The 25,134-nt window shown below is 65.1% G+C and carries 19 protein-coding genes and 1 tRNA gene; 12 read left to right on the forward strand and 8 right to left on the reverse strand.

The genetic code is table 11. From position 1 onward, the window contains the following. Nucleotides 1–59 precede the first annotated feature (59 nt). Nucleotides 60–2,384: a molybdopterin-dependent oxidoreductase gene (locus CAL13_RS04940; RefSeq protein WP_086071693.1), complete on the reverse strand. Its 2,325-nt coding sequence runs from the start codon at nucleotides 2,382–2,384 to the stop codon at nucleotides 60–62. An 85-nt stretch (nucleotides 2,385–2,469) separates the two neighbouring features. Between CAL13_RS04940 and CAL13_RS04945 the strand changes: the two genes are divergently transcribed. Together CAL13_RS04945 and CAL13_RS04950 are read left to right on the forward strand one after the other, a co-directional pair. Continuing rightward, a complete protein-coding gene (locus tag CAL13_RS04945; RefSeq protein ID WP_086059252.1) occupies nucleotides 2,470–2,928 on the forward strand; it encodes an Lrp/AsnC family transcriptional regulator in 459 nt (152 codons plus the stop codon). A gap of 240 nt (nucleotides 2,929–3,168) precedes the next feature. Further along, complete coding sequence (locus CAL13_RS04950) at nucleotides 3,169–3,768, forward strand: gamma-glutamylcyclotransferase (RefSeq protein ID WP_086073520.1); 600 nt, start codon at nucleotides 3,169–3,171, stop codon at nucleotides 3,766–3,768. Nucleotides 3,769–3,808: 40 nt separating this feature from the next. Here the strand turns inward: CAL13_RS04950 and mgtE are convergent, their stop codons facing one another. The 3 genes from mgtE to CAL13_RS04965 form a co-directional block, all read right to left on the reverse strand. Beyond that, the gene (mgtE, locus tag CAL13_RS04955) at nucleotides 3,809–5,281 is read right to left on the reverse strand and encodes a magnesium transporter (protein WP_086056381.1); all 1,473 of its coding nucleotides are present in this window, start codon (nucleotides 5,279–5,281) and stop codon (nucleotides 3,809–3,811) included. Between the two features lie 13 nt (nucleotides 5,282–5,294). After that, complete coding sequence (locus tag CAL13_RS04960) at nucleotides 5,295–5,705, reverse strand: acyl-CoA thioesterase (protein ID WP_086071694.1); 411 nt, start codon at nucleotides 5,703–5,705, stop codon at nucleotides 5,295–5,297. A 74-nt stretch (nucleotides 5,706–5,779) separates the two neighbouring features. After that, nucleotides 5,780–6,826 carry a YeiH family protein gene (locus CAL13_RS04965; protein WP_086056383.1) on the reverse strand — a complete coding sequence of 349 codons (1,047 nt, stop codon included), beginning with the start codon at nucleotides 6,824–6,826 and terminating at the stop codon, nucleotides 5,780–5,782. Between the two features lie 151 nt (nucleotides 6,827–6,977). Here CAL13_RS04965 and CAL13_RS04970 point away from each other — a divergent pair, with 151 nt between their 5' ends. Then, nucleotides 6,978–7,871, forward strand: a complete 894-nt coding sequence (locus CAL13_RS04970) for a LysR family transcriptional regulator (protein ID WP_086056384.1) — start codon at nucleotides 6,978–6,980, stop codon at nucleotides 7,869–7,871. Nucleotides 7,872–7,898: 27 nt separating this feature from the next. Here CAL13_RS04970 and CAL13_RS04975 read toward each other — a convergent pair whose 3' ends face one another. After that, on the reverse strand, nucleotides 7,899–9,119 hold the full coding sequence (locus tag CAL13_RS04975; RefSeq protein ID WP_086071695.1) for a M20 aminoacylase family protein: 1,221 nt from the start codon (nucleotides 9,117–9,119) through the stop codon (nucleotides 7,899–7,901). A gap of 151 nt (nucleotides 9,120–9,270) precedes the next feature. Between CAL13_RS04975 and CAL13_RS04980 the strand changes: the two genes are divergently transcribed. After that, entirely contained in the window at nucleotides 9,271–10,971 is a 1,701-nt protein-coding gene (locus CAL13_RS04980) for an AMP-binding protein (RefSeq protein ID WP_086056386.1), read from the forward strand. A gap of 115 nt (nucleotides 10,972–11,086) precedes the next feature. Here the strand turns inward: CAL13_RS04980 and CAL13_RS04985 are convergent, their stop codons facing one another. Further along, entirely contained in the window at nucleotides 11,087–11,965 is an 879-nt protein-coding gene (locus CAL13_RS04985) for an inositol monophosphatase family protein (protein ID WP_086071696.1), read from the reverse strand. Between the two features lie 209 nt (nucleotides 11,966–12,174). Between CAL13_RS04985 and mnmC the strand changes: the two genes are divergently transcribed. From mnmC to CAL13_RS05025, 8 genes are all read left to right on the forward strand, one after another. After that, nucleotides 12,175–14,046 carry an FAD-dependent 5-carboxymethylaminomethyl-2-thiouridine(34) oxidoreductase MnmC gene (gene mnmC / locus CAL13_RS04990; RefSeq protein ID WP_086071697.1) on the forward strand — a complete coding sequence of 624 codons (1,872 nt, stop codon included), beginning with the start codon at nucleotides 12,175–12,177 and terminating at the stop codon, nucleotides 14,044–14,046. A gap of 328 nt (nucleotides 14,047–14,374) precedes the next feature. Further along, a complete protein-coding gene (locus tag CAL13_RS04995; protein ID WP_086071698.1) occupies nucleotides 14,375–16,597 on the forward strand; it encodes a glycoside hydrolase family 31 protein in 2,223 nt (740 codons plus the stop codon). Nucleotides 16,598–17,219: 622 nt separating this feature from the next. Next, the gene (locus tag CAL13_RS05000) at nucleotides 17,220–18,311 is read left to right on the forward strand and encodes a methionine ABC transporter ATP-binding protein (protein WP_086056390.1); all 1,092 of its coding nucleotides are present in this window, start codon (nucleotides 17,220–17,222) and stop codon (nucleotides 18,309–18,311) included. Next, on the forward strand, nucleotides 18,265–18,921 hold the full coding sequence (locus CAL13_RS05005) for a methionine ABC transporter permease (RefSeq protein WP_086056391.1): 657 nt from the start codon (nucleotides 18,265–18,267) through the stop codon (nucleotides 18,919–18,921). The genes CAL13_RS05000 and CAL13_RS05005 overlap by 47 nt, the downstream gene beginning before the upstream one ends. A 48-nt stretch (nucleotides 18,922–18,969) precedes the next feature. After that, nucleotides 18,970–19,770 carry a MetQ/NlpA family ABC transporter substrate-binding protein gene (locus tag CAL13_RS05010; protein ID WP_086071699.1) on the forward strand — a complete coding sequence of 267 codons (801 nt, stop codon included), beginning with the start codon at nucleotides 18,970–18,972 and terminating at the stop codon, nucleotides 19,768–19,770. Nucleotides 19,771–19,868: 98 nt separating this feature from the next. Continuing rightward, nucleotides 19,869–19,944 (forward strand) — tRNA-Lys (locus CAL13_RS05015). Nucleotides 19,945–20,651: 707 nt separating this feature from the next. Then, nucleotides 20,652–22,847, forward strand: coding sequence for an AAA family ATPase (locus CAL13_RS05020; protein WP_198297912.1), 2,196 nt, complete (start codon nucleotides 20,652–20,654; stop codon nucleotides 22,845–22,847). 154 nt (nucleotides 22,848–23,001) lie between these two features. Then, the gene (locus tag CAL13_RS05025) at nucleotides 23,002–23,469 is read left to right on the forward strand and encodes a type III secretion system chaperone (RefSeq protein WP_086071701.1); all 468 of its coding nucleotides are present in this window, start codon (nucleotides 23,002–23,004) and stop codon (nucleotides 23,467–23,469) included. On the opposite strand, the gene CAL13_RS05030 is transcribed toward CAL13_RS05025, so the two are convergent. Together CAL13_RS05030 and CAL13_RS05035 are read right to left on the reverse strand one after the other, a co-directional pair. Beyond that, the gene (locus tag CAL13_RS05030) at nucleotides 23,466–24,104 is read right to left on the reverse strand and encodes a response regulator transcription factor (protein ID WP_198297913.1); all 639 of its coding nucleotides are present in this window, start codon (nucleotides 24,102–24,104) and stop codon (nucleotides 23,466–23,468) included. The genes CAL13_RS05025 and CAL13_RS05030 overlap by 4 nt on opposite strands. A gap of 23 nt (nucleotides 24,105–24,127) precedes the next feature. Next, nucleotides 24,128–25,066 carry a helix-turn-helix domain-containing protein gene (locus CAL13_RS05035; protein ID WP_086071703.1) on the reverse strand — a complete coding sequence of 313 codons (939 nt, stop codon included), beginning with the start codon at nucleotides 25,064–25,066 and terminating at the stop codon, nucleotides 24,128–24,130. Nucleotides 25,067–25,134 lie beyond the last annotated feature (68 nt).

The following is a 25,134-nucleotide window of genomic DNA, read 5'->3' on the forward strand; positions in this document are numbered from 1 at the left end:
CTGATGCCATGCTATCGGGCCATGCCGGCAAAAAATTTGCCGAATTCCGCCGTCGCCGTTCAAGGATTGGAAAAAGCTTGCGCGGACGCGGCCAGCGGCAAGTCGAAGGCGCGCACCCGAGGCGCATCGCCGCGCCACGGTTCCACGTCCACCAGCGCGGACATCGCGCTGCTGCCCTGGGTCAACGCGGATGTGCCGATATCGGGCGTCAGCACATTGGGATTGCCATGGCGTTCGGGTCCGTTTTCATCGGAATCCAGCCATGCGCCCGTCGACATGACCAGTACGCCGGGCATCACCCCATCGTCAATGACAGCGCCGGCCAGGCACGACCCGCGATCGTTGTGGATGCGGACCAGCTCGCCGTGCCGGATTCCGCGCGCGGCAGCGTCGTCGGGATGGATGCGCACCGGTTCCCGCCCGTGGATCTTGCCGCCTTGCGATAGGCGCGCCGGGTCCAGCTGCGAATGCAGCCGGTGCGCCGGCTGGCTGCTGATCAGATGCAGCGGCCAGCGCCGCGCAAGTCCGCCGCCCAGCCATTCCGCAGGCGGCAGCCACGCCGCATGTCCCGGGCAGTCGGCGTAGCCGAAGCCAGAAATGTGCTCCGAATACAGCTCTATGCGCCCAGACGGCGTGCGCAGGCGGTGCGCGTCGGGATCGTGCCGGAAATCCTCGAACAGCACGAAATCCCGCCGCGGCGGCGGCAAGGCCAAATGGCCCGCGCGCCAGAAATCGTCGAAAGACGGCGCTTCCGGCAGGTCGCCGGCTGCCTGCCAGCGCGCGCGCATACCGTCATACATATGCCGCAGCCAGGCCTGTTCGTCCCGGCCTTCGGTATACCTGTCCTCGTATCCCCCCAGTGCGGCCAACTCCCGATAGATGTCGAAATCGTCCCGGCTCATGCCCTGCGCCGGCAGGGCGCGGTGCATGGCGAGGATATAACCGTCACGCGACGATGCGCCGATGTCGTTCCGCTCCAGGGTGGTGGTCGTGGGCAGGACGATATCGGCCCGCCGTGCCGTCGGCGTCCACCACGTTTCGTGGACGACGATGGTTTCGGGCCGTTCCCACGCCCGCTGCAGCCGATTCAGGTCCTGGTGGTGGTGGAAGGGGTTCCCGCCTGCCCAATACACCAGCCGGATGTCGGGATAGGTGTGCTCCGCGCCGTTGAAGGGGTAGGCCTCGCCGGGCTGCAGCAGCATGTCGGCGATGCGCGCAACCGGAATGGACCGGCGCGCCGGGTTGGCGCCTTCGTGCATTTCGGGCACCGGTGCGTCGATGCGAGGGTTGCCGGCGCTGTTGATGGAGCCCAGTCCGAAACTGAATCCGCCGCCGGGCAGGCCGATCTGCCCGAGCATGGCGGCCAGCGCAATACAGGCCCAGTAGGGCTGCTCGCCATGGTGGGCGCGTTGCAAGGACCAGGTGCAGTTCACCAGCGTCCGCGATCCGGCGGCCGTCAAGGCAAGTTGGCGTATGGTGTCCGCCGGCACGCCGCAGATGTTGTGCGCCCACTCCGCCGTCTTCGGCTGGCCGTCCGTCTCGCCGCGCAAATACGCGGCGTAGCGCTCAAAACCAACGCAATAGCGGCGCAGGAACGCGGCATCGTGCCGGTCGCGGGTCAGCAGGACGTGCGCCATTGCGATCATCATCGCAGCGTCCGTGTTCGGGCGGATGGGTATCCACTCCGCCTGGACGTCCCCGGGCAGGTCGCCACGGGTAGGCGAGATGGCCACGATGCGGGCGCCGCGCGCCGCCGTGCGACGCAGCCAGTGCCCGGTGGTATGTTCGCCCGCGCCGCCGGCGATTACCTGCGCGTTCCGTCGCGGCATGCCGCCGAAGGCCAGGATCAGCTCGGTATGCGTGGCGACGCTGCTCCAGTCCGTGACCTTGCCAGTCAGCGGCGCGTACGTGCCGATGATGTGGGGCAACAGGAATTGCGCCGCGCCCCAGCTGTAGTTGCCCACCTGGTCAGTGCAGCCGCCGCCGGCATAGAGGAACCGGCGCGTCTGGCTCATGGCGTTGTGGAACCGGCCAGCGGAGGCCCAGCCGTACGAGCCGCCGAAGATCGCCGCCGGCCCATGCTGCGTCCGGACCCGCGTCAGCTCCTCGTGCACCAGCCGGATGGCCGTGTCCCAGCTGACTTCCACATAGCGATCGCGGCCGCGCCTGTCGCCATGGCCGCGGCTGCGCAGCCAGCTTTCCCGCACCGCCGGCCTGGCGATCCGCAAGGGTGAATGCACCATCTCCGGCATGGTATGGATCATGGGCGACGGATCGCGGTCGGCCGCGAAGGGCTCGCAGGCGACCAGGCGGCCATCGCGCACGACGGCGGTGTAGGTGCCCCAGTGCGAAAGGGTCGGGTAGCGTTGAACGGTGGATGTCATGATTCCCGTGGTTTACCACACTGTGCGCCCGGTGGACGGCGGCGGTGGGAACGGGCAAGATGGCGCCCTGCCAGGAGGAAAACCCATGGATCAGACCGATATCAAGATCCTGCGCCTGCTGCAAAAGGATGCCGGGTGTTCGGTCGCGGAGATCGCGGAGCAGGTCAACCTGTCGGTGACGCCGTGCTGGCGCCGTATCCAGAAGCTGAAGGAAGACGGCGTCATCGCGCGGAACGCAGTGCTGCTGGATCCGAAGGCGCTGGGGCTGAACCTGACCGTCTTCGTGTCCATCAAGACGAGCCAGCACAGCGCCAAATGGACGCGCACGCTGGTCGACACGGTCATGGCCTTGCCGAACGTGGTCGAGTTTCATCGCATGGCAGGCGACGTGGATTATCTGTTGAAGGTTGTCGTGGAAGACATGACGGCCTACGACCGCTTTTATCGACGCCTGATCGAAGCGGTGGATCTGCTGGATGTGAGCGCGAGTTTTTCCATGGAGGTCATCAAGAGCACGACGGAACTTCCACTCGATGCCGCCTAGGCCCTGCCCTGGCAAAGGCTTTTCGTTGCGGTAGCGCAACGCGAACACTTTTTTTATTTCAGTCCATTCCTCGGCCGATGTCTTGGAACCTTTTTTCTGCGCGTCTGGCGTAGGATCGCAACGTTCTCAACATTGCAGCGAGTCGAGCCGAGTATGTCCGCGGTCTTTTCCGCCGCCGAGCCGCCGCAGGGCGGCGCCTCCCAGGAGGGGGAGTCAGAACCGTCCTCCGCGTTCGCGGCCATGCCGCGCCGCGCCTTTCCGCAGACCGATCCTTGTGCTTGCCTGTCGCCGGCCAGCATGCTGGCCGGCTGGGACGGGCAGCGCGATCTGTGGGTCTTTGCCTACGGATCCCTGATCTGGCGCCCGGGTTTCGACTGGCAGGAGCGCCGGCTCGCCACCGTCCACGGGTACCACCGCTCGCTTTGCCTGTGGTCACGCCACCATCGCGGATCCGATCAGGCGCCCGGGCTGGTGTTCGGCCTGGACCGCGGCGGCTGCTGCCGCGGCGTGGCGTTCCGTATAGCCGCAGCCCAGGTGCCGGCCACCTTCGCGGCGCTTTGGGACCGCGAGATGATCGGCGGCGCCTATCGCCCCAAATGGCTGACGTGCCAGAGCGAACAGGGCCCCGTGACGGCGCTGGCATTCCTGCTGAATCGCGCTTGCGCCGACTATGCCGGCGACGTGGCGGAAGAACGCCGTCTGGACATCATCCGCACGGCCGTAGGGCGGTCCGGCGCCTGCCTCGAGTACGTGCTGGAGACCGACAGGGCGCTGCGCAATCATGGCATTACGGATTGCCGCCTGGGAGAGCTGGTGCGCCGGCTGGCTCCGGCGTTCTAGGGCGGCGCCGCAGGCAGGCGCGCCGCGCCTTGGGGCATCGTCAAAGCAGGAAGATCGTCGCCAACCCAAGGAAAATGAAGAAGCCGAGCGAGTCGGTTGCGAAGGTCAGCAGAACCGACGAGCCGATCGCCGGGTCCTTGCCGAAGCGGTCACGCACCATGGGCACCAGCACGCCGACAGATGCGCCCACCAGCATGTTGCAGACCATGGCCGCCATCATGACCAGCGCGATGGAAATGGATCCCGATATCGCCCAGGCGAACAAGGCCGCCACCACGCTGCCGCACAGTCCCACAAGCAGGGTGACCAGGAGCTCGCGCTTGACCAGCTGCCATAGATTGCGCCCGGTGATCCGCCCCACGGCCAGGGCCCGGATGATCATGGTCATGGTCTGATTGCCGGAATTGCCGCCGATGCCCGCCACGATCGACATCAGGAAAGCCAGGATCACGATGTGGCTTACGGTGCCCTCGAAGCGCGAGGCCACGAACGACGCGGTCGCGGCGGTGCACAGGTTGAACAGGAGCCACGGCGCGCGGTTGCGCAGCGCCATCATCACCGGCGCGAAGATATCTTCTTCCTGCAGGCCCGCGCGCGAAAGCGCCTGCTCCTGGGAATCTTCGCGTATGACGTCCACGACGTCCGCGATGGTGACGCGGCCGATCAGGCGGCCCTGGTCGTCCACGACGGGCGCCGAAACCAGATCGTAGCGCTCGAACGCGCCCGCCGCGTCGGCGTCCGAGTCGAGCGCGGACAGAGTCAGGTAGTCCGTCGTCATCACGTCGCGCACCACCGTCTCGGGCTCGCTGACGAGCAGCGTCGATAGCGGCAGGATTCCCTGCAGCTTGTCCTGCCGGTCGACCACGAAGATTTGGTCGGTATGGTCGGGCAGTTCGTGCAGCCGCCGCAGATAGCGCAGCACCACCTCCAGCGAAACGTCCTCGCGCACGCGGACCATCTCGAAGTCCATGATCGCCCCGACGCTGTCTTCGGGGTACCCCATGGCTTCTAGCAGCTGCGCCCGTTCCTCGTCGGTCAGGCCTTTCTGGACTTCGGCCACCACGTCGGCCGGAAGGTCCGGCGCCAGGTCGGCCAGTTCGTCGGCGTCCAGGTTTTCGGTCGCAGCGACCAGGTCCTGCCGGTCCATCGCTTCGATCAGCGATTCCCGCACCCAGTCTTCGACTTCCAGCAGCACGTCCGCGTCGTGTTCGGCGCTGACCAGCTTCCACACGGTCTGGCGTTCGTCCTTCGGCAGCGATTCCAGGATGAACGCGATGTCGGCGGGGTGCAGCCCGTCCACCAGGGCTTTCAGTTCCGTCTCGTGCTGGCGGTGAACCAATTGTTCGACCAGATCCGCGCGGGTGTCGCCTTCCTCCTGGCGATGCACCAGGCTTGCGACGAGTTCCTGGCGGCGCAGCAGCTCCTGCACCTCGGCAAGGGCATGCTGGGCGTCTTCGGGATCGAGGCGGCGCGGCGTGGCCTGCGGTTTCTGCGCGATGGCGGGTTCGGTCATACGCGGCAGTCCGTCATAGCACGGGCAGGGGCCGGCTGCGGCGGGCGTCGTCCGTCGCAACGTAGACGAGCGTGGCTTCGGTCACTTTGACGATCTCGGCATCCAGCCGCTGGCGCTGCGCGTAGACTTCCACTTCGACCGTAATGGACGTGTTCCCCGTCTTGACGATGTCGGCGTAGAAACTGAGCAGGTCGCCGACGAACACGGGCTGCTTGAAGATGAAGGAATTGACCGCGACTGTGGCCACGCGGCCGGCCGCGCGCCGGGCCGCCGGAACGGAGCCTGCGATATCGACCTGGGCCATGATCCAGCCGCCGAATACGTCGCCGTGCACGTTGGCGTCCGCCGGCATGGGCATGACGCGGAGCACGGGTTCCCGGTTGGCGGGCAAGGATACGACGGGCGATGTTCTGCTGGTGGTCATGGACCGGCTCCTGACGGACAACCGGCCGATTATGCAGGAATTTTGTCCCCGTCGCGTGACAGCCCGCCGGGCGTTCAAGCGAGCAGTGCGACGAGCCCGTAGCCGCCGAAAATCAGCCACAGGAAAAGGATGAAACCCAGCGCCAGAACCCGCGGGCCGGCCTTGCGGATCTGGCTGAACCGCGTCTCGATACCCAGGGCCGTCATGGCCATCGTCAAGGCGAAAACATCCAACTGGCGCAAATGGGCAACCGCATCGTGGGGCAGGATGTCGAGCGAGTTGACCATGGCCAGCGCAAGGAAGCCGATGGCGAACCAGGGGATCGGCAGGCGCGCGGCCTCGGCCCCGGCATGGGCCGCTTGCGCGCTGCGCCGCAGCCACAGTCCGAGCACGAGCAGCACTGGCACCAATAGCGCCACGCGTGTCATCTTCACAATGGTCGCGATTTCCGTGGTTGCCGGGTCCACGTTGCTGGCCGCGCCCACGACCTGGGCGACCTCGTGCACCGTGCCGCCGATGTAGATGCCCAGATGCCGCGTGTCGAAAGGCAGCCATCCGGCATGGTAGAGAACCGGATACAGGAACATCGATAGCGTGCCGAACAGCACGACCGTCGCAACGGCGACCGCGCTTTTGTGCGGCTGCGCGCGCAGGGTGGGCTCAAAGGCCAACACGGCCGCTGCGCCGCAGATCGCGCTGCCTGCCGCTGTCAGCATGGCGGTGTCGCGGTCCAGCCCAAGCAGCCGCTGGCCGACCACCGTGCCGAGAAGCAGCGTACCGGCCACGACAGCGGTAGACACCGCCAGGCCGGGCAATCCTACCGCTGCAATTTGCTGCACGCTGATGTTCAATCCGTAGAATGCGACGGCGATGCGCAGCAGGCGCCGGGCGGCGAAATTGACCCCCGCGCTCCAGTCCTGCGGCATCGATCCGCGCAGGAAATTGCCGTACAGCATGCCGCACACGATCCCGATTACCAGCGGCGAGAAACCGAGCTGGCGCAGAAAGGGCAGGGTCGCCAATTGCATGACGGCGGCGGCCAGCAGCCCGACGAACAGAACGCCGTTCAGCTTGTCGCGCCATGGCGTGGCGAGGGAAAGGGAAGTCGTGGACGTGGACATGGCTTGGGCAGTTGTACAGGCCGGCGCACAGGCAGAGCTTTATGACTCGGCGCGCTTGTTTAATAACTGGAAGTCATGTTAATCCGTGGGCTCATATCCCCGAAATGGTCATTCCCGATGTCTAATATAAGAAAACCTGATATCGGACCCCATGACGCCTGAACAGCTGCTGACCTTCGCCCATGTGGCAGAAGCCGGGAACATCAGCCGGGCGGCGGAGCTGCTGCACTTGTCCCAGCCGGCGGTCTCGGGGCAGCTCCGCGCGCTGCAGGAATGGTTTGGCGAGCCGCTCTATCGGCGCAGCGGCCATGGCATCGTGCTGACGGCGGCCGGCGAACGGCTGGTCGAGCACGCGCGCCAGTTGCGCCAGGCATACGGGCAGGCCCGCGAGCTGCGCGACGCTTGGCGCGGCATCGCCTCCGGGTTGCTGCGGCTGGGGGCCAGCACCACGCCGGCCAGCTATTGCCTGCCGGCCCTGGTCGCCGCCTTCCGGGCGAAATACCCCGCCGTCTCGCTGCAGCTCGCCGACGGCAATACGGCGGAGATCGTCCAGCGCCTGCCGCTATTGGATATGGCCTTTATCGAAGGCGATATACCCGCAGGGCTGCCCGCCGACACCGCTGTGCATGCGTGGCGGCAGGACGAAGTGGTGGCCATCGTCCCTGCGGATCATCCGCTGGCGGACCGACGGGCCATCACGCTGGCCGATCTGGCCCACTATCCGCTCGTCATGCGTGAGCCGGGCTCGGGGGTCCGGCGCCTGGTGGAGCGGGCGTTCCGGTCCGAGGGACTGGCGCCCGGCGCCGCACTGGAACTGGCGGGCGTGGAAGGAGTCAAGCAGGCGGTCCGCGCCGGATTGGGTATCGGCTTCGTCTCGGCGATGTCCATGCGGCATGAGGACGGCGCGCTTACCGCGCTGCGGGTGGGCCGCAAAGGGCTGACGCGCACGCTCAGCATCCTGCTGCCCAATGCTTCGGCCCCCGCGCGCGCGGCGGCGCTGTTTCTGCAAATGTGCCGGGAAGACGCGGCTGACGCGCCCCACTAGATATGGGGCCACGTCAGTTGGCATCGCTCAACGCGCCTGGAGCGGCGGCTGTTCGCTGGAAAGCCAGCGCAGCGCCAATTGGACCCACAAAGACGCGCCCAACGGCAGCAGTTCGTCGTTGAAGTCATAGCTGCCGTTGTGAAGCATGCAGGGGCCCATGCCGTGGCCCGCTTCCCGGTGGTCGCCGGCGCCGTTGCCGATCCAGACATAGCAGCCGGGCTTTTCCTGCAGCATGAAGGCAAAGTCCTCGGCGCCCATGGAAGGCTGCACCTGGTCGTTCACTGCCGCGGCGCCGACCAGATCGCGCAGCACCTCCGCGCAGAACGCCGCTTCCCGCGGGTGATTGATCGTGGGCGGATAGTGGCGCTGGAAATCGAAGTCGGCCTCGCAGCCCATCGCCGCGCAGGTATGGACGGAAATATCGCGCATGCGCTGTTCGATGAGATCCAGCGACTCGACCGTAAAGGTGCGCACCGTGCCCCGCATCTCCGCCGTCGTCGGCACGACGTTGTCCGCGCTGCCGGCGTGAATCTGCGTGATACTCAGCACGGCGGCGTCCAGGGGGTTGCGATTGCGGGTGATAATGGTCTGCAGCGATTGCGCCAGCTGCACCGCGGTCATGACCGGGTCGATGCCCAGATGCGGCATTCCCGCATGCGCGCCTTTGCCGGTGATCACAATGCGGAAATCGTTGCTGGAAGCCATGATGGGACCGTAAGTCAGGCCGAACGTGCCGGCGGCCATGCCGGGCCAGTTGTGCATGCCGAACACCGCCTCCATGGGGAATTGCTCGAACAGCCCATCGTCGATCATCCGCTTGGCGCCGCCCCCGTGTTCCTCGGCAGGCTGAAAAATGGCGTAGACCGTGCCTGCGAAATCGCGATGCGCGGCCAGATAGCGCGCCGCGCCCAGCAGCATGGCGGTATGCCCGTCGTGGCCACACGCGTGCATGCGGCCGGGGTTGCGGCTCGCATGCGGGAAAGTATTGAGTTCCTGCATGGGCAACGCGTCCATATCGGCCCGCAGGCCCACGGCCCGCCCGCCGTCGGCCTGCCTGCCGCGGATGATGCCCACGACCCCCGTGCCCGCCAGGCCGCGATGGACCTCGACGCCCCACTCCTGCAACTTCGCCGCGACCACGTCCGCGGTGCGGAATTCCTCGAAGCAAAGCTCCGGATGGGCATGGATGTCGCGACGGATCGCCGCGAGATCCGCTTGCCAGGCGATGATTGGTTCAAGCAGTTTCATGGGACACCGTAGTCGGGTTGCACGCGTCACGATGCGCGGCAAAAATAGGGCGGGCCGGGGCGGCGCGCCTTTGCGCCGGGTCTTCCGCGGCCGGTAGTCAGACGACCGAGCGTATCATCAAATACGCCGCTTATTAATGGAGACAACTACCATGCAGCGCCCGTGGCTTGCCGAGTATCCCGCCGGCGTGCCCGCCGAGGTATCGGTCGATGGCTATGTCTCGCTGGTGGACCTGCTCGATCGCGCGTGCGAACGCTACGCAACCCGGATCGCCTGCACGGCGATGGGGACCAACCTGAGCTACGAGGCCATCGATATCCATGCGCGCCGTTTCGCGGGATGGCTGCAGTCGCTCGACATGCCGCGCGGCAGCCGGGTCGCCGTGATGCTGCCCAATGTCCCGGCCTATCTGGCGTGCATGCTGGGCACGCTGCGCGCCGGGCATGTCCTGGTGAACGTGAATCCGTTGTACCGGCCCGCGGAGCTGGAGCGCCAGTTGCGCGATGCGGGCGCCCAGGTCATCGTCATCCTGGAAAACTTCGCGCATACGCTGCAGAGCGTTGCCGAACTGGGCGGTGTGCGGCACGTCGTCGTGACGGCCATCGGCGACCTGCTGGGCGGCATCAAGGAAACCGTCGTGAATCTGGCGGCCAGGCACGTCAAAAAAGTCGTGCCGCCCTGGCGGATCGAAGGGGCGCTGCGCCTGCCGCGCGCGCTTGCATTGGGCCAGCGGCACGGTTTCGAACAGCCGGCGTTGTCGATGGAAGACCTGGCGATCCTGCAGTACACGGGCGGCACCACCGGCACGCCGAAAGGCGCGATGCTGACGCACCGGAATCTGGCGGTCAATATCCTGCAAACGGAGGCCGTGGCGTGGCCCGCGCTGCACGACGTGCCGGGGCAGCTCACCATCATCAGCGCACTGCCGCTGTATCACGTGTTCGCAATGACCGTCTGCGGCCTGTATGGGATGCACGCCGGCATGCGGAACCTGCTTATTCTGAATCCGCGCGATCAGCCCGCACTGATCAAAGCCTGGCGGGCAGTGCCGGTCCATATCTTTCCCGGCGTAAACACCCTTTTCAACGCGTTGGCGCGCAATCCCGCCTTCGCGTCGCTGGACTTCTCCGCACTGCGGCTGACCTTCGGCGGCGGCATGGCGGTACAGAGGGCCGTGGCCGACCGCTGGCGCGCCATCACGGGCCGGCCGATCATCGAGGGCTACGGCCTGTCCGAGACTTCGCCGGTGGCCGCGGTCAACCCGACCGATACGCACGTTTTTTCCGGCACGATAGGTTTGCCGGTTCCTTCGACCGATGTGGCGATCCTGGATGATGAAGGCCACGCCGTCCCCGAAGGAGAGCGCGGCGAAGTCTGCATCAAAGGGCCGCAGGTCATGCGGGGATATTGGCAGCGTCCCGATGAAACGCGGCAGGTCATGACGGACGACGGCTATTTCCGCACCGGCGATATCGGGACGATGGACCGTCGCGGCTACATCCGAATCGTGGACCGCAAGAAAGACATGATCGTCGTCTCCGGCTTCAAGGTCTATCCCAACGAGGTCGAAGACGTGATTGCGACGCACCCTGGGGTGCAGGAAGTCGCCGCGGTCGGCGTCGCGGACGAACGCTCGGGCGAATCCGTGCGGGTGTTCGTGGTGCCCAAGGATCCGTCGTTGTCAGAGGCCGATGTCCTCGCGTGGTGCCGCGACAAACTGACGGGCTACAAGCGGCCGCGCAGCGTGGTTTTCAGAACCGAACTTCCCAAAACGAATGTCGGCAAAATTCTGCGCCGCGAACTGCGGGAGGCGGCGCAGGATACCGCCGAAAGCGCGACGGCGGCCTCCTGATACGCGCCGGTCGAAACGCGCGTTCGGGCCGCTCGGGCCGCTCGGGCCGTTCAGGCCGCTCGGGCCGTTCAGGCCGCTCAAACAGATACTTCGTGTACGGCTGCGGGGGCAGCTTTCAGGCCGCCGTGCCGCGGGACAAGTGCGGCGCAATCATCGCTTTCAACGCCGCGGCGATCGCCTGGTTTCCGGAAACCACGTAGCCGCCGATGGGCCAGGGATCCACCCCATACATGTCTTCGGCAACGCCGCCGGCCTCGCGCACGATCAGCGTCCCAGCCGCCACGTCCCAGGGCGCCAGTCCCATTTCCCAATATCCGTCGTAACGTCCTGCCGCGGTCCAAGCCAGGTCCAGCGCGGCCGCGCCCAGCCGTCGCACGCCGCGCGTCACGTTGATCGCTTCGTGCAGGGTGGGCATGTACTGCTGCGCGAAGGAAAAATCGCGGAATGGAAAGCCCGTGGCCACCACCGCGTCGTCAAGGGTTTGCGTGCGCGAACATGCAATCCGCCGGCCGTTCAGCCACGCGCCCGACCCGTGCACCGCGGTAAACATCTCTTCGCGGTTGGGGTCGTAGATCGCGGCGACGACCGGGGTGTCCTCAGTCAATGCGGGGCCCGCGGCCAAACGGGTGCCGGCGTGGGCGATCAGGGCGATGGAAACCGCGTATTGCGGAATGCCGTGCAGGAAATTCGTCGTGCCGTCCAGCGGGTCGATGTACCAGGTCGCGGGCCCCGCCACCTGCCCGCCGGTCTCTTCGGCAACGATGCCGAACTGCGGCGTGCGCGTGCGCAGCTCCTCGATAACCGCCGCCTCGGCCTCGCGGTCAGCCTGCGAAACCAGATCGTTGCGGGCCTTGCGGTCGATCACCAGGTCCGACCGGTGGTGCGCGTACGATTGCAGGATGGCGGCGCCGGCGTGCGCAGCCGTGACGGCGGCGTCCAGCGCCGCGCAAAGATCCAGGGGCGCATTCTGGGAAAGCTGCGCTGGGGTTTGCATGCTCGAATGACCTTTTTCGTGTTATGCCGCCGCGCCGTCGGAACCCATTCCGGCGAATCGATGCGCGGTTTGGGCTCAACGACTCATTGCCCGGACCAGGGCGGAAAGCGCCGATAATCGCGGCTGTCCTTGACGCGGGCGGCGGGCCGGGACCCGCGTCCTTTCAACGGATTCTACGCCGGCCGCACCTTCTTCATGATGTATTGCCCATGTCCGAGTCTTCCAGTGTTGCGTATCGGCCCTTGAAGCCGGCTGCGCCCGTCATCGATGCGCGAGGCGTTCCGTTCAGCCCGGAATACGGCGATATCTATCACGCGGCCGACGGGGCGATGGCCCAGGCTCAGCACGTTTTCCTGGGGGGAAACGACTTGCCTCAACGCTGGCGAGGCCGGGCGTCGTTCACCGTGTGCGAAACGGGCTTCGGGCTGGGTTCCAATTTCCTGGCGCTTTGGCTTGCGTGGCGCGCCGACGCCCAACGTCCACGCCGTCTGCATGTGGTGTCTTTCGAGGCGCACCCCCTGCTGCCGCAAGACTTGGCCGGCGCGCTGGCGCGGCTGCCGGCCGACAGCGGCTGCCGGGTGCTTGCGGACCAGTTGCTGCGCCAATGGCCGCCGTTGCTGCCAGGCGTGCACCGGCTCGAATTCGAACGGGGCGGGGTGACGCTGACGCTCGCATTCGGCGATGCCGGCACCCTGGCGCCCCAATTGGATTTCGTGGCGGACGCTTTCTTTCTGGATGGGTTTGCGCCAGCGCGCAATCCGGAAATGTGGACCCCCGCATTGCTGCAGGCGCTCGGCGCGCATGCCGCGCATGATGCCACGGCGGCAACCTGGTGCAGCGCTGGCCGCGTGCGGCGCGCGCTGCAGGAGGCCGGCTTCGCGGTCGACCGGCGCCCCGGCTTTGCCGGCAAGACCCACATGACCGTCGCGCGGCGCATTGCAGCCGGGCGCGCGCCGGCAGGCGATCCGCCGGCGCATGTCGCCATTGTGGGCGCGGGTATCGCCGGCGCGGCGGTGGCGCAGGCCCTGGGCCTGCGCGGCATTCCGGTCACGTTGCTGGATCCCGCGCATGATGCCGCCCATCGCGGGCACCTGGCCGCTGCCGCGACACCGCTGGTCGCGCTCGACGACAACCCCCGCGCGCGCCTGTCGCGGGCTGGGACCTTGCGCGCGCTGGCCCGCTGGGGCGATCTGGATGGCGATGCGCGGCCCTTGCAATGCGGCACGCTGCAGTTGTCGCGGGACGCAGGCCGTGCTGCGGATGCCGGCAAGGTATTGGCGACGCTCGGTTTTCCCGCATCCTGGGTGCGGCAGGTGGATGCCGCGGAAGCCTCCGACATCGCCGGTCTGGCGGTGTCCCGCGGCGGTCTGTTTTTCCAGGCAGGCCTGCTGGTGCGGCCCGATGCGCTGATACACGCGCTCTCGGCGGCGCCGGGCGTGCGGCGCGTGCCGGGCGCCGTTCACCGCATGGAGCGCAATGGCGACACGTGGCGCCTGGAGGACGAAGCGGGGCGGGTCCTGGCCGACGCGCCGGTGGTCGTGGCGGCCAACGCCGTGGGGGCCCGCCGCCTGCTGCATGCCAGCGGATTGCTGGAGCCGTTGCCGCGGCTGGCCCAAATGCATGCGCTGGCGGGCGAGGTGACCCTGTTGCCCGCGCACGCGCTGGCTGGCGGGCCGCGCTGCATCATCGGCGGCGAAGGCTATTTGCTTCCCGCGGTGCACGGGCATTGCGTTGCCGGCAGCACCTACGTGCACGGCGCCGCCGAAGCGACGGTGTCGGCGGGCGGGCAGGGCGTCAATCTCGCCAAGGCGGCCGCGCTGCTCGATGCCGATGCCGCGGCTGCGGTCCGGAGCATGGCGGCCGGCGCCTTGTCCGGGTGGGCGGGCTGGCGCGCGGTCTTGCCGGGCAGACTTCCCGCCGTGGGCCCGGTGAGTCATGCGGAGGGCCTGTACCTGGCCACCGGATTCGGCTCCAGGGGGCTGAGTTGGGCGGCCTTGGCGGGGGACATCATCGCCGCTCACCTGTGCGGTGAGCCCGCGCCATTGGAAAACGATTTGCTCCGCGCCATTGCGCCGCGCTAGGTAAATCCTTGAATAGCGCGTCTTGTCTGTGATGGCGGCGTGGGCGTTTTGATTTTCGGGCTGACCCGCGGGCCGGGATTCGTTTCCCCAAGGAAGACGAAAGATGCCCGCATTTAGCTTGATTTGGGAGCCGGATGGCGCTCGGCGGCGGGTTCGACGGTTTTGAGAACCCATTGACGTCAGCGCCCACTTCGGCCGCATCGGGCGTCAATGCGGCTTCCGGCGGAACGCCCCTATAAGCGCAAATCCGATGCCGAGTTTATTTCACGCGCCAAATCCGTCAAAATAGCGCCTTTTGGTGCTTTTTGGCTTAAGCGGGGGATGCTCGGTGCCGCCCAAGTTCGATTTTGCGCATACTAACCAGCTCGAAAGCATCGAGCTGTCGACCGCCCGCCCAAGCCGAATCGACTTCGATACGGGCGACGGTCTGCGTTTCGTGGTCGAGGCACACGCACCGGGTGTTTATCGAATCCGTTGCGGCTTTCCTCAGACGCTTTCCGAGGACAAACCTTCCCTGCGCGAAAAGGCGGTGGCCGAGATGCTGCTGGCGCGGCAGGAAGCGGTCGGCGAAGCCACCGTCACGCCGCGTGAAGGGGGCGGCTGGCGCATCGTCCAAGGCGAAACCGCGCTTGAGGTGCTTACGGATCCCGTGCGCATCGCGCTGTACAAAGGCGACAAGCAGGTGCTGGCATCGGAAGTCTCCGAGCACGCGCCCGGTTTCGGCTACAACGCGCTGGAAGAGTCCGAGGAAGCCCAATGGACGGCGGGATTCGCGCTGGACGCTGCCGATCGCATCTACGGCCTTGGCGAAACCCCGGGAGACCTCAACCGCCGCGACGAAGAGGTCGTATCCGACGACCCCGAGCATCGCGCGCTCCCGCTTGCCTGGAGTCCCAGCGGCTGGGGCGTGTACGTCAATACGATACGCCGGGTGCAGCACGCTCTGGGCGCGGCGCCGGCAGACAGCGCGTATATCGTCACGGTGGATGATCCGGTTCTCGATATCTTCCTGTTCGCCGGCGAGCCCGCCGAAATCCTGAACCAGTACACGGCGCTGACAGGCCGGGCCGGCCAGCCCGTCCTGTGGGCCATGGGTGTCTGGCTGCGGCAGGCCGAAGGCGAGATGGCGACGCAGACCACGGCGCTGATCGAACGCTGCCGCGCCATGGAGATCCCCCTGGATGCGGTCCAGCTCGCGCCGCCGGCGGCTTGGGCGTTCCAGCCGGACAAGCTGCAATTCGAGTGGGATGCTGCGCGGTTCCCTGACGCGCGCCAACTCTTCGCGCTTTTTCACAAGCATCACGTCCATGTGTGCGCGCCCGGTTTTCCTGGCGTGCCGCGCCATACGCCGCTGTTCGAAGAGCTCGAGGATCGCGGGTGGCTGCTCACGCGCGACGACGGTAACGCGCAGGTCTTCGACGGAACGCCGGTTTCCGGCGGCCGGCCCTACGGCCTGCTCGATCTCACCAATCGCGACGTTTACGGGCTGTGGACGGAACGGCAGCGCCAGCTGATCGAGGACGGCCTCGATGCACCGTCCTGCGATATCCAGCTGGCCATTCCGGACGGCATTACCGCGCGCGGCGGAGAATCCGGGCCGGCGTTGCGCACCATCTATCCGCTGCTGGCGCGGCGGGCGCTCTTCGACGCGATTGCCGGGCACAAGGTGCCGCCCGAGGGCGTCGTGCCGAGCACGGACCTCTTCCCCGCCGCGCAAAGGCTGCCGTGGCAGAACGGTCCTCGCGTCTCCAACGATTGGCAGGGGCTGCAACATACGCTTCGCACCGCGCTGTCCATCGGCGCCAGCGGCTTGCCGGTCCAGGTCCACGCCATCGGCAACGCGGCCGCCCCGATGGATGGCATGACACCGGAGCTCTATCTGCGCTGGCTGACGTTCGGCGTGTTCTCCGCCAACTTCTGTTTCGAGGGCGTGGAGAAGCTGTTGCCGTGGTCGTTCGGGGACGAAGTGCTGACGCACGCCCGCACCTGGCTGCAATGGCGCTATCGTCTCATTCCCTATGTGCTTGGCGCCGTCGAGGACGCCGTGCGCACCGGCCTGCCAGTGCAGCGTTCGATGGCGATGGCGTTCCCCCACGACCCCGACGCGCACGCATGGGACCTGCAGTACCTGCTTGGGCCCGCGCTGCTGGTAGCCCCGATCGTCCAGCCCGGCAATGAAGTACGCGTCTATCTGCCCAAGGGCGAAGCCTGGTGGGACCTGAATACCGGCCATCGTTATGAAGGCGGCACCACCTGGACGGTGAGCTGCAGCCTGGGGCAGTACCCCGTATTCGGCCGCGAAGGCCACATGCTTTGCCTGGGCCCCGCCGCCCATCACACGGGTGAATTCAATTCGGCGCGCATCCTGGACGAAGTCTGGATGTTCGGCATGCCGATGCACAATCCGGTGGTCATGCGGAACAAGATCCGCGTCATGCAGATGCAGGGCTCCAGCTACATCAAGGGGCTGGAAGGCCTGCGCATTCTTCCTTCCGAAGGCCTGGAGGTGAAGCGCCGCGGCGCGGAAGTGCGGATTTCCCGAGCGAGGTGATGAGGCCCACCCCCGAAGCGCTGGCGCGCTTCCCCCTCAAGGGGGCGCGCCTGCGGACCGGAGGGAGGGCTCACCCCCGAAGCGCTGACGCGCTTCCCCCTCAAGGGGGCGCGCCTGCGGACCGGCGGAGCCGGATCCGCGGCGCCTTGATCGGTCCTTGTTCTTTTGTGGTGGAAGGGGGGCGTGGAGCGCTATTGCGCTTGCCCTCAAGGGGGGCGGAGCCGAGTCCGCGGCGCCTTGATTGGCCTGCTTCTTTTGAGGTGGAAGCGGCTCCCTTGGATTGCTGGCGCGCTTCCTCTTCAGAAGCGGACCTGCGGAGTCTATACGCGGCATGTCGATGGGGCCTTCTTCAGGGGGAAGGGCGCGGTGTCGAAGCGTCGGTTCCCGGGCTCTCCCTGAAGGTGCGCTGGCTTTCTGGTTCGCGGTGTTTGGGTAGCCGTAGCGGGGACCGTGTGGCCGCGGGATTACGTTTGTTTTATGGGTGGTGCAGGTCGGCGCCATGGAGAGCTGGCATGGCTTGCCTTCCCGGGGCGGCGGTGTGGACGGCTTATAATCAAAAGTTATAAAACGGGCACGAAACAGTCGTTCTGATATTGATCGCGCTCGTTCACAATGTCGCGCCATGATTCATATTCAAAATCTCCATAAGACTTATGCCACGCCGCATGGCCGTTTCGAGGCACTGCGTGGCATCACCCTGCACATCGCGCAGGGCGAGGTCTTTGGGATCATCGGCCCCAGCGGGGCCGGCAAAAGTACGCTTGTCCAGTGCATCAACCTGCTGGAGCGTCCCGACGAGGGCACGATCTCCATCGGCAACCAATCATTGACCGGGTTGCCCGAAGTCCAGCTGCGGCAGCAGCGCCGGCGCATCGGCATGGTATTCCAGGGATTCAATCTGCTCGCGCGCCGCACCGTGTACGGCAACGTCGCACTGCCTTTGGAAATTGCCGGCGTACCGCGCGCTGATATCCCAGCGCGGGTCGAACGCCTGTTGAGGCTCGTGGGCCTGGAGCATCTGCGCGACCGCTTCCCTGCGCAGATCAGCGGCGGACAGAAGCAGCGCGTGGGCATTGCGCGCGCGCTCGCCAACGAACCCGACGTGCTGCTCAGCGACGAGGCAACGTCCGCGTTGGATCCCGAGACCACGCATAACATCCTGGCGCTGCTGCGCGATATCAACCGCCAGACCGGCGTCACCGTGGTGATGATCACGCACCAGATGGAAGTCGTGCGCGAAATCTGCGACCGCGTTGCGGTTCTTTCCCAGGGCCAGATCGTCGAGCTTGGGCGGACCGCGGAAATCTTCGCTTCGCCGCGGCATGAGGTCACCAAGGCAATGGTATCGGCGGCAACGGCATCCGAGCTGACGGATGCCACGCTGCAGGCACTGCGCGCACGCATGCGCGACGCCGTATCGGCCAGGCCGGACGCCGCGGTTCACTTGCTGCGGCTGTCGCTGGGAGGAGCGCAAGGCGCTGGCGATGTCCTTTCCGATCTTTCGCGCCGCTTTTCCCTTGATGTCAGCCTGATTCAGGCTCGCATCGAGGATGTGCAGGGCATCGCCGTGGGAACGGCGTTCGTCCTGGTCCAGGGCGCCACGCAAGCCCTGCAACACGCATTGTCCGACCTCGCGGCGCGCGATATCGCCGTGCAAGAACTGGCTCATGAACCCGCAACAACTGATCGATCTTCTCACTACGTCGCTGCTTGAAACCCTGTTGATGGTGGGCGTTTCCGGCTGCATCGCCGTCATCGCCGGCATTCCGATCGGCGTGGCGCTGGTGGTGACGTCCCGCGGCGCCATGCTGCAGCATTTGGGAATCAACCGCGTGCTGGCGATCATCGTCAACGCCACGCGGTCGGTCCCCTTCATCATCCTGATGGTGGCGATCATTCCGTTCACCCGCTGGATTGCTCATACATCCATCGGCACCACGGCGGCCATCGTGCCGCTGTCGCTGGCGGCCATTCCATTCATGGCCCGTATCGCCGAGAACGCCATGCGTGAAGTCGATCCGGGTCTCATCACCGCAGCGCGCGCCATGGGCGCCTCGCCGCTGCAGATCATCGCCAAGGTGCTGCTGCCGGAAGCGCTGCCGGGGCTGGTGGCGGGGACCATCGTGACCCTGGTCAGCCTCGTGGGCTACTCGGCCATGGCCGGCGCCATCGGCGGCGGCGGGCTGGGCGACATGGGCATACGCTATGGCTATCAGCGTTTTCTGCCCGACGTGATGCTCGCGGTGGTGGTCGTGCTGATCGCGCTTGTGCAAATCGTGCAAAGCATCGGCGACTGGATCGTGCGCCGCATGTCGCACCGCTGATCGTACCGTCCCGGCAACCAAGGTTTCCTCAACAAAACTGCTCCCCATATGAAGCTCAACTCGATCAAAGCAATCGCCACGTTGGCGATGGCCGCAGGTGTCGTCCTGGCTCCCGCTGCATCCGCCCAGGACAAGCCCCTGACCGTTGGCGTAACGGCCGGCCCGCACGCGGAAATCATGGAGGTCGTCAAGCAAGAGGCCGCCAAGCAGGGCATGGCGATCAAAATCGTCGAGTTTTCCGACTATGTACAGCCGAACGTCGCGTTGGCTGCCGGTGACCTGGACGCCAACAGCTACCAGCACCAGCCCTATCTGGACAACGCCAATGCCGACCGCGGATACAACCTGGTGAGCATCGCCAAGACGGTGATTTTCCCCATCGGCATCTATAGCAAGAAGGTGAAAAGCCTCGCCGACCTCAAAGAGGGCGCCCGCATCGGTATCCCGAACGATCCGACCAACGGCGGCCGTGCACTGTTGCTGTTGCAAGCCCAGGGCTTGATCAAGCTGAAGGAAGGCGTCGGCCTGAAGGCGACGCCGCTGGATGTGGCAAGCAATCCCAAAAAACTGCGTTTCATCGAACTGGATGCGGCTCAGCTGCCCCGTTCACTGGACGATACCGACGCCTCGGCCGTCAACACCAATTTCGCCATGCAGGCCGGGCTGGATCCCAAGCGCGACGCCATCGCGCAGGAAGCGCCGGATTCACCCTACGCGAACGTCCTTGTGGTGCGCGCGAAGGACAAGGACCGGCCGGAGTTCACGAAGCTGGTCGCGGCTTATCATTCGCAACCGGTCAAGGACTATATCCAAACCAAGTATCGCGGCGCCGTGATCGCGGCGTGGTGAGCCCTCGGATAGAGGCGGCGATCGCCATTGGACGGTGATCCGTGTCGCCCAGCTTTTGACAAGGCCCTTGGATTCGGACATAATGCCGGGCTTCGGTCGGGTCGTTAGCTCAGTCGGTAGAGCAGCGGACTTTTAATCCGTTGGTCGCGCGTTCGAGTCGCGCACGACCCACCAGCCAAAGCATCAGATGCACCCCTGAAAACGCAGCCTGCGCCGGCTGCGTTTTTGTTTTCGGAACGCAGCCCTCGCCGGCTGCGTTTTTGTTTTCCGAAGCATCCCTGCGTTCGGCGCGTTCGGCGCGTTGGGCGCATTGGGCGCTTCGGGGTGCCCACTTCAGCGGTGGCGATGCCTCACCCGCGAATGCCCGGCTTGTCAGCCCTTGAAACGCATGCGAACGGCCGAATGCCGCTGCTCGGGCCGCGATAATCCCACGCTCATCCACCAAAATACTTCGGTCCGCGCAACATAATCCGTCGCGCCGCATGAAATTGTCCTGCTCGCGGCAATGCGCAACGGTCCTGTCCCCTTCCCCTGTCCTGACGGCCGGTCGTAACCGCCATCGACGGTCAGCTAAGAAATTTCCTATTTTTCTTCGCGACTGCGCTGCCTAGACTGGGCCCGAGTATGGTTTCGGGCGAATGTGCGACAGATGATCCACGTTGGTCACCGTGCAACGATCGATGTGCGACGGCTCTACGGAACCGGCCATTCGACGACGCGGCAACCGCATTGCGCGGTTGATTCCCGCCAGCGACGCCTTGCACCGGCAGTGTCCGGAAATGCCGCAAGCCTCGCCCCGAATCCTCAGCCCTGGCGCCAGGTCGGTGCCGTCAACCCTTTGCATATGGTCGATCGAAAATACTCGGCCGACCTCGATTCCTATGTCCCAAATTCTGGATAGGCCCGTACGAATCTGCCTGCTCGGAGATTTCCAGCTCTTCGTCGAAGGCGTCGATAAAACGCCGCTGATTGCCTACAGCAAGCCCAAGCTGCTGCTGGCCTTGCTGGCGCTATCGCTCGAGAAAAAGCAATCTCGCGCCGTGCTCGCGGAAATGCTTTGGCCGAACTGCGCGTCCGGGGCGCGAGCCAACCTGCGGCACGCGTTGTGTGTACTGCGGCACGTGCTCGGCCCGATGGAGAAAGCCGTCCTTTCCACCTCGAGCACGCTGGCGCTTGACCAGGACCTGGTTACCGTCGATGTGCTCGCGCTGTGCGGCATCGGAGCGTATTCCGGCCTGACGCTGGAGCAAAGGCTCGCCTGCGATCGGGGCGAGCTGCTCGAGCAGCTTGTCACTCCTGTCAATGCTGCCCTTTCCGCATGGCGCATGAGCTGGCAGTCGCGCCTTTCTCAGGAAGTCTCCCAATGCCGGCAGACCTACATCGCGCGACTGTGCGAACGCGGCGCCATGCAGGAAGCCCTGGAAAGCGCTCGGCAATGGGTCCAGATCCATCCGGGCGACGAACACGCGCATCGCGACTTGATCCGGTTGTTGCGGGACAGCGGCCGCCGCGAAGCGGCGACGAAGGCATACGAGCATTGCGTCGCGGTGATGGGCGAGTATTACGGCACCGGTCCATCCGCCGAAACGCGTTCCCTTCTGGATGTCGAGTCACCCAGCGATCGGGCCGTCAACATGGCTGCGTCACCGCATGCCGACGCCCGGCCCATCGCGGTCCTGGCCATCGCGATCGGCCACGATCGCGATGCGATGGCGGGCGAAGACGTGATCGATCGCGTGCAGAAAGTGCGTCAGCGCCTGATCCGGCTCGCCCAGGCCGCGGGCCGGCGGATCTGCCTGGGGGCCGACGGAAACCTGGCGGTGCTGTTCGGGTATCCCATGCTCAATGAACGTCCGGCCGAAGCGGCGGCTCGGTTGGCGTGCTTCATTCAGCGGCATGTGCTTGCGTCCAACGTATCGCTCGGCATGGGCATACATGCGGACCTTGCCTACGTTCCGCCGGACAGCGGCTCGCTGCCCATGATGCTGGTGGGACAGAAAGCGCTGCGTTTGGCTTATCTGGCGGAAACGGGTGAAACGCTGCTCTCCGATGCCGCGCGAACCCGCCTGAGCGACCGTTTCACTGTGCGCGAAGACGAACGGTATGGATTGAAGATCGGCGTGCTGCAGGGCCCGTGCCAGACGATCACCGTACACCGGATGTTCGGCAGAACCACGGAATTCGATATCCTGGTCCGCCGCTGGAACAGCCTGCGGCGCGATGGACGTCCGCACGTCATGTATCTGCGTGGCGAACAGGGTATCGGCAAGTCTTTGCTGGCCAAGGTCTTCGCCGAGTACGTCAAGCGCGGCGGGGGCAGCGTGGCCACGCTCCGCTGCGACCAGGAGAACCGGCACACCCCGCTGCACCCCTTCCATGACTACCTGCTGGATCGGCTGAATGCATGTGAGCAGGGCGCCGCGGACCCGGCGTGGGCGTGCGAGGTCCGGTATGCGCAGGCGATGGAATTCTTGGGCTACAAGCTGGGCCTGGACAGACAGACCAGTAATGCGCTCGTGGACCACTTCTTGAGCATGCGCAGTGTCGCCGGGGTAGACGTCCGGCATCCCGAAGTCGCCGGTCTTATTCCCCCGCTTGCCACCATGCTGCTCCACGCCGATGGTCAGGGGCAGCCCTTGCTCGTCATGATCGACGATGCGCAATGGATGGACGAGGCGACGCGGGATGTGCTCCTAGCAGCACTTCAAAACAGGCGCCGCGATCCGGTGATGATTCTGATCTGCGGCAGGAATCTTCAACTTTCGGTATCGGCCGATGAGACGATCACCATGCCGCCGTTGCCGCGCGACGCGATGGTTCAATTGGTGAGCCACCGCGCCAAGGACAGCCGCCTGTCGCCGAAACTGCGCAAGCGCATCGTAGAAAAAGCGCGGGGCGTACCGCTTTATGCGGAGCAAATGGTGCTTCATATGCCGGCAGACATCGAAAGCGAGCCATCTCCTCTGATTCTCGACCTGCTCGCGGTGCGGGCGATATGTGAGCGTGACGACGAGACGGACAGTGTCCAGCCGAGGGTCGAGGACGAATATTCCCTGCCTTTTCTGGAGGCAGACTGACATGTGAAGTGAAGAAATCCGTTCAGCATGGCGGTGTGCCGGTGCGCGATGTCGCCATGGCGTACAGGAACTCCGCCAAGGGCGCCGCCACTGATCGAGCCCTTGATAATGCTGAGGCTTCCTATGTGCAGGAAGTCGCCCAGGAGAGGCTTATATGGACGCGCGTAGCCTGATCGCGTTGTTTGGTGAGGAAAGTGGAGTGCCCTTGTCTCTCGGAGAGTCCGGCACCATCGACCTCATCTTCGAGAACAACATCACCGTCACGCTGGAACATGACGATGCGCAGGATATCCTGCATGCCTATATCGTCGTGGGGCAGGAACCGGTCGAGAGCACGCAATGTCTGGCTCTTTATCGCGACATGCTTTGCTCCAATGCTTTCGGCCACGAAACCGAGGGGGCAACCCTTGCGCTGGACGAACGCAATGGGGAAATTCTGTTAACCCGTCGGATGGAGCTGGCCGATGCCACGGTCAGCCAATTGCGCCGTATTGTCGAAACCATGGTCGACGTCGGCGTGGTCTGGAAAGAAAAAATCGGCACGCTGTGCCATCAGGGCCTTGCGGGCGAGGGCATCCCCTCTGAACGGCCGGCATCGCGGCCCGGCGGCCTCCGAGCCTAAATCAGGCCCAAATCCCTGGCACAGGAATAAAGGTCGGCATCATGAACGGCGCCCAGCTTCCTCATGGCGTCTTTTTTCTGTCGACTCGTCGTCTTCGGGCTCAGGTGAAGGATCTCGGCAATCTGGTTGTTGCTATAGCCCTGGGCGAATAATCGTACAACTTCGATTTCTCGTGGGGACAGCGGCACCCGTTGGGCAACCTTGGAAGGGGCGACTCCCAACGCGCCGAGCGTATGCTCGATATTGCGGCTGATATAGGTCATCCCATGCGCCGCGCGTTGAACCGCAGTCGCGATTTCCGCGGTTGTGGCCCCTTTGTCTACAAGGGCCAGCGCGCCGGCATCCAGGATGGGAGTCAACAGCGCCGGAGTCGAAATTTTTGTCAATACAACGATGCGTAGCCCGGGGTGCTTTCTCTGAATATCCAGCAGCATAGCGATCCCGTCGGGACTACGCTCGCTTGGCATCGAGAAATCCGTAACCAACACGTCGCAATCGCAGGCCGAAAGGCATGCGAGCAAGCTTTGTGGCGACGTGGCGGTGCCGACGATCGATATCCCGCCGACGGCTTCCAGTGCGTTTTTCACGCCCAGAAGCACTATCGGATGGTCATCAGCCAGGATGACGCGGATCACGGATCGACCCAGGCCCATGCCGACTAGGCTCGCGCGCCTTCCGTTTCATGTCCATAGTTCGTTGGCGGCGTACGAAGCGTGGCGGTCGCGCTATTGCCCATTGGTTGCGTCATGGTACGGAACTGACGGCGATAGGCGGTCGGCGTGATGCCGTTTTCGCGGCGAAAAGCCACCGAAAAATTGCATACGCTGGGAAATCCGACATGGACTCCGATGTCGCGCACCGGCATGCCCGTCTGCGCCAACAAACGGCGTGCGGTCTCCATTTTCTTTCCGAGGATGACCTTGTGCGCTGACTTCCCCATTTTGGACTTAAACAAAGCGGAGAGCTTGCGTTCGTTCGTTCCTACGGACCGCGCGAGTTGGCGGACAGTATGTATGCTACCCACGTCCAGCGCGATGGCGTTCAGGGCATTGCGCAGCAACAGATCCTCCGAAGCCACTGTTCTCGTCCGCGGCGACATTGGCTCTATGCGCCGCCTTGCGCCGCTTCGCAAATGTGTCGATATCCGCGCCAGCACTTCCTCTGGATAGACCGGTTTCACCATGCAATCGACCGCACCCAACGCGAATGCTTCGTGGCTGGCGGCCTGGTTATGCCTTTCGAACAAAAACACGAGCGGCGTGCCTCGGGTGTCTGGAGCTTGCATGAGCAGTCTCCCCAGCATCAACGGGTCCATACTGGACATTGCCCCGTCTATTACGATGATGTCGGGATGCCATGCCTGGGCATAGTGATAGCCGCGCCAACCCGAGGCCAACGTTACGCGAAACAGTTGGGCCCGCAGGAAATCCATGGTGGCCTGCAGCTGTTCCGGCGCATCGGAAACCACAAGGACATGTGATGGCCGCGGATAGGCGTCAGCCCCAAAGGACCCTCCGATGCTACCCTGCGGCGCAGCGCTTTGAGGCGCCGTTGCCTCTCCACATGGCGGCAGAAACGGGGTGGGAATAGAACTCATGCTGTCTCCTTGTTCCTAACCTTGGCTGCCCGAGTGCCGAATTCATGCCACGGCGGGGCAAAACCATG

Source organism: Bordetella genomosp. 9 (genome assembly GCF_002119725.1).
In the GTDB taxonomy this organism is placed as follows: domain Bacteria; phylum Pseudomonadota; class Gammaproteobacteria; order Burkholderiales; family Burkholderiaceae_B; genus Bordetella_C.

Bases quoted from the DNA above. Each gene is read 5' to 3' on its own strand.
- CAL13_RS04940 (WP_086071693.1), bottom strand. From the start codon at position 2,384: ATGACATCCACCGTTCAACGCTACCCGACCCTTTCGCACTGGGGCACC.
- CAL13_RS04945 (WP_086059252.1), top strand. From the start codon at position 2,470: ATGGATCAGACCGATATCAAGATCCTGCGCCTGCTGCAAAAGGATGCC.
- CAL13_RS04950 (WP_086073520.1), top strand. From the start codon at position 3,169: ATGCCGCGCCGCGCCTTTCCGCAGACCGATCCTTGTGCTTGCCTGTCG.
- mgtE (WP_086056381.1), bottom strand. From the start codon at position 5,281: ATGACCGAACCCGCCATCGCGCAGAAACCGCAGGCCACGCCGCGCCGC.
- CAL13_RS04960 (WP_086071694.1), bottom strand. From the start codon at position 5,705: ATGACCACCAGCAGAACATCGCCCGTCGTATCCTTGCCCGCCAACCGG.
- CAL13_RS04965 (WP_086056383.1), bottom strand. From the start codon at position 6,826: ATGTCCACGTCCACGACTTCCCTTTCCCTCGCCACGCCATGGCGCGAC.
- CAL13_RS04970 (WP_086056384.1), top strand. From the start codon at position 6,978: ATGACGCCTGAACAGCTGCTGACCTTCGCCCATGTGGCAGAAGCCGGG.
- CAL13_RS04975 (WP_086071695.1), bottom strand. From the start codon at position 9,119: ATGAAACTGCTTGAACCAATCATCGCCTGGCAAGCGGATCTCGCGGCG.
- CAL13_RS04980 (WP_086056386.1), top strand. From the start codon at position 9,271: ATGCAGCGCCCGTGGCTTGCCGAGTATCCCGCCGGCGTGCCCGCCGAG.
- CAL13_RS04985 (WP_086071696.1), bottom strand. From the start codon at position 11,965: ATGCAAACCCCAGCGCAGCTTTCCCAGAATGCGCCCCTGGATCTTTGC.
- mnmC (WP_086071697.1), top strand. From the start codon at position 12,175: ATGTCCGAGTCTTCCAGTGTTGCGTATCGGCCCTTGAAGCCGGCTGCG.
- CAL13_RS05000 (WP_086056390.1), top strand. From the start codon at position 17,220: ATGATTCATATTCAAAATCTCCATAAGACTTATGCCACGCCGCATGGC.
- CAL13_RS05005 (WP_086056391.1), top strand. From the start codon at position 18,265: ATGAACCCGCAACAACTGATCGATCTTCTCACTACGTCGCTGCTTGAA.
- CAL13_RS05010 (WP_086071699.1), top strand. From the start codon at position 18,970: ATGAAGCTCAACTCGATCAAAGCAATCGCCACGTTGGCGATGGCCGCA.
- CAL13_RS05020 (WP_198297912.1), top strand. From the start codon at position 20,652: ATGTCCCAAATTCTGGATAGGCCCGTACGAATCTGCCTGCTCGGAGAT.
- CAL13_RS05025 (WP_086071701.1), top strand. From the start codon at position 23,002: ATGGACGCGCGTAGCCTGATCGCGTTGTTTGGTGAGGAAAGTGGAGTG.
- CAL13_RS05035 (WP_086071703.1), bottom strand. From the start codon at position 25,066: ATGAGTTCTATTCCCACCCCGTTTCTGCCGCCATGTGGAGAGGCAACG.